The organism is Clostridium sp. CAG:265, assembly GCF_000436575.1.
Lineage (GTDB): Bacteria > Bacillota > Clostridia > Clostridiales > Clostridiaceae > Clostridium > Clostridium lentum.
Window position 1 is genome coordinate 1 of the sequence record NZ_FR886597.1, and the last position, 577, is coordinate 577.

Annotated in this window: 1 tRNA gene; it reads left to right on the plus strand. The window is 30.2% G+C overall.

Features of this window, described 5'->3' with window-relative positions:
- The first annotated feature begins 83 nt into the window (after positions 1 to 83).
- Positions 84 to 159, plus strand: a tRNA-Ala gene (locus Q5O29_RS03745).
- Positions 160 to 577 lie beyond the last annotated feature (418 nt).

The window sequence follows — 577 nt, forward strand, 5'->3', positions numbered from 1 at the left end:
CCGAACAGGAAAGTTAAGCTCTACAGCGTCGATGGTACTGCATGGGAGACTGTGTGGGAGAGTAGAACGTTGCCAGGTAATATGGGGATATAGCTCAGTTGGGAGAGCACCTGCCTTGCACGCAGGGGGTCAAGGGTTCGAATCCCTTTATCTCCACCAAAAGCTGTGAATTAGTTCACAGCTTTTTTGTTTTAAAAATAATTATTTATAATAAAAATAGATAATACCATTATAGATAATATCATTAAAGAACAATTTTAAAATTAATATTGATAACTTTAAGTCATAATAAGGAGGACATTGGAGTTAATTTAAAGTTTTGGTTCTTGAAGATTAAGAAAAATATCTAAATATGAGTTTTTTATAAAAAATATTAAAAAATATGTTGACATAAGTTTTTAGTGATGATAATATAAAGAAGTCGTCAGAGACAAAGCAAAACACTAAAAAACATTTAAAAAAAGTTTTAAAAAAAGTGTTGACATAAGCTTTAACTGATGATAAGATAAAGAAGTCGCTTGAGAGCGACAAGATAAAATGGTCTTTGAAAATTGAACAGAATATAGTTAATATAAAA